Source organism: Hydrogenophaga sp., from assembly GCF_041633695.1.
In the GTDB taxonomy this organism is placed as follows: Bacteria; Pseudomonadota; Gammaproteobacteria; order Burkholderiales; family Burkholderiaceae_C; genus Hydrogenophaga.
Map to the genome: position 1 here is coordinate 1 of NZ_JBFJMY010000619.1, position 2,045 is coordinate 2,045.

The window sequence follows — 2,045 nt, forward strand, 5'->3', positions numbered from 1 at the left end:
CCGCCCGACAAACTGCCCGCCAACTGCTGTTGGCGCCCCTGCAAGCCCAAGCGTTCCAGAGCCTGGTCCACCGCTTCCCGGCGCTGTGGCAGTTCAAACAAGCGCGCCACAAAGTCGAGGTTCTCGCGGATCGAGAGGTCTTCATAGAGGCCGAACTTTTGCGTCATGTAGCCCACCTGGCGCTTGATGGCGATGGCCTCGCGCCGGAAGTCCAGCCCCAGGCACTGGCCTTCGCCGGCATCGGGCTTGAGCAGGCCGCAGAGCATGCGGATGGTGGTGGTTTTGCCGCTGCCGTTGGGGCCCAGAAAGCCGCAGATGCGCCCGGTCTCCACCTGCAGCGCCACGTCGTCCACCACAGCCCGCGCGCCGTAGCGTTTGGTCAGGCCCCGCACATCAATGGCCAGGCTCATGCGGGTTCATCCGGCAGCGGCCGCACGTCCAGCGGTTGGCCCGGGCGCAGGCGTGTCGCCTCGGCAGGCACGGGGCGGGCTTCGACCAAAAACACCAGTTTGGCGCGCTGGGCATTCGAATAAATCACCGGCGGCGTGAACTCCGGCCCGGTGGCGATGCGGCTGATGCGTGCCGCAATCGGCTCGCCACAGCCGTCGCAGCGCAACGCCACGCGCTGCCCCAGGGCCAGCAAGGCGACTTCGGACTCGGGCACATAAAAGCGGGCCTTGATGCCCCCCGGCGGCAGCAGCGAGAGCACCGGCTGCCCCGGTTGCACGTATTCGCCGACGTGGAAGAACACCTCGGCCACCCGTGCGCTGGCGGGCGCGTGTTGCTCTTTTTGCGCCAGCCGCCATTCGCTCTGGCGCAGCGCTTGCTCCGCCGCGTCGGCCTGGGCCAGGGCGGCCCGGCTTTCGTCGCTGCGCGCCGGCAGGTTCGCCACACGCAAGGCGGCCTGCAGTTCCAGCACGCGGGCCTGGGCCTGGTCCAGCGCGGCCCGGGCATCGTCTTGCTGCGCCGGGGAAACAAAGCCGCGATCCACCAGCTCGCGCTGGCGTGCCCAGGCGGCTTGCGCCCGCACGGCCTGCGTCTGGGCCTGGACGAGCTGCGCCCGCGTCATCGCCAGCTCGTCGCTGCGCCGTCCCTTGGTGGTATTGGCCGCCTGCGCCTGGGCGGCGTTCCAGCGCGCCAGGGCTTCTTGCTGCGCGGCGCGCTCGGCTTGCGCGTCCAGCGCAAACAGCAGATCGCCCGGCTTGACCAAGGCACCGGCCTGCACCGTGAGCACCTCCAGCCGGCCCGCCAGCGGGGCCGCCACATGCACATAGTCGCCCTCGGCGTAGCCCGACCAGTCGGTGGACGGCGGCTGGCCACAGGCCGCCAAGGCCAAAGCCAAGCTCAGGGTCAGCGCCGCACCTGCGCCCCTGCGGAAGTTGGCTGGGTTGGTTTTCATCGTCGTCCTCTTGCCCGTGACCTGCCGACATCATGACCCATTCCGCCAAGGGCCTGCAACGCGAACCCCGCAGCAGGAGAAAAGAAAACGCCGGAACTTTCTTTCGACCACGCGCCTCACATGCTGCCCATATGAAACGCTTGTGCATCCTCCTTCTGGCTTTGGCCGCCATCGTCACCGGTTGCGCCACCCTCGACGAACGCCAGCGCTCGTGGATTTTTCAACCATCGGACCGCAGCTGGTGGCGCGGCACCGAGGCCGCCGAGGGCATGAGCGAGGTCTGGATCCCCTTCAACTCGCGCCAAAACGATCAGCCGGTGCGCTTGCACGGCCTGTGGCTGGCGCACGAAAACATGGCCCGTCAGGCCAATGCCCCGGTGCTGCTGTATCTGCACGGTGCGCGCTACAACGTCACCGGCTCGGCCTTTCGGGCCCGGCGCATGCATGAGCTGGGCTTTTCGGTGCTGGCGGTGGACTACCGGGGCTTTGGCAAAAGCTCGCCCGGTCTGCCTTCGGAAGACATGGCCTACGAAGACGCCCGCGCCGCGTGGGACTGGCTGGGCCAGCAATACCCGAACCGACCGCGCTACATCTTTGGCCACTCGCTGGGTGCTGCCATCGCCATCGAGCTGGCCGCCCAGGTGGA

3 protein-coding genes are annotated in these 2,045 nt (G+C 68.3%); 1 reads left to right on the top strand and 2 read right to left on the bottom strand.

Annotated elements, in window-relative coordinates; genetic code table 11:
* Together ABYB95_RS22460 and ABYB95_RS22465 are read right to left on the bottom strand one after the other, a co-directional pair.
* A partial coding sequence (locus ABYB95_RS22460; RefSeq protein WP_372662230.1) for an ABC transporter ATP-binding protein occupies window positions 1-410 on the bottom strand: 410 nt, incomplete at its 3' end.
* Window positions 407-1,399: an HlyD family secretion protein gene (locus tag ABYB95_RS22465; RefSeq protein WP_372662233.1), complete on the bottom strand. Its 993-nt coding sequence runs from the start codon at window positions 1,397-1,399 to the stop codon at window positions 407-409. The genes ABYB95_RS22460 and ABYB95_RS22465, both read right to left, overlap by 4 nt.
* A 131-nt stretch (window positions 1,400-1,530) precedes the next feature.
* Between ABYB95_RS22465 and ABYB95_RS22470 the strand changes: the two genes are divergently transcribed.
* The coding region (locus tag ABYB95_RS22470; protein WP_372662237.1) for an alpha/beta hydrolase at window positions 1,531-2,045 on the top strand (515 nt) is incomplete at its 3' end.

What these genes read in the sequence shown, in the direction of transcription:
- ABYB95_RS22465 (WP_372662233.1), bottom strand. Translation starts at nt 1,399, where the DNA reads ATGAAAACCAACCCAGCCAACTTCCGCAGGGGCGCAGGTGCGGCGCTG.